This is a genomic window from Rhizobacter sp. P3_C12 (assembly GCF_056402735.1).
Genome location: NZ_JBFUGW010000651.1, coordinates 1 through 609, shown reverse-complemented (window position 1 = coordinate 609; position 609 = coordinate 1). Strand labels below are relative to the sequence as shown.

Below are 609 nucleotides of genomic sequence, written 5' to 3'. Positions count from 1 at the left end.
ATCCGCTGACCGACGCGCTGCTGGGCGCCGCGCGCGTGCCGGTGCTCGTCGTCGACACCGATGCCGCGGCGCAGCGGCTGCCTTCGCGGGCGCCGGCCGTCGCGCTGTGCGAGGGCTTCGAGGACGAGGCCCAGGCCACCGCCGCGCAGGTGCTGKCGCATGTGCAGCGCGGCGAGTTGCCGGTGGCGCTGGTCGCGCAGGACCGCCTGCTGGTGCGCCGCGTGCACGCGCTGCTGGCGCGGCAGTCGGTCGCGGTGCTGGATGAAACCGGCTGGAAGCTCTCGACCACCCGCGCCGCGGCGCAGCTGATGGGCCTGCTGCGGGCGGTCGGGGCATCGAGTGCCGATGCGACGCTCGATGCCCTCAAATCCCTGACCGCCCCATGGCCCGGCCTGGGCCCGGTGGCGGCGCTCGCGCAATCGCTCGAAGCCAGCTGCCGCCGCCACGGCTGGCGCCGCACCTCGCAGATCGACGCCGAACGCCTGCACCCCGGCGAGGCCCGGCTGTGGAGCGCGCTGGTCGAGGCGCTGGCGCCGCTCGCCGAGCCAGGCCGGCGCCCGCTGCGCGCGTGGTGCGAGGCGCTGCAGGCCCTGCTGCGCGCCGCCGGCC

At 77.3% G+C, this 609-nt stretch carries 1 pseudogene; it reads left to right on the top strand.

Annotation, left to right across the window (positions count from 1 at the left end):
* Nucleotides 1-609: pseudogene (locus tag AC1DXV_RS35180) on the top strand (PD-(D/E)XK nuclease family protein); the annotation flags it as partial.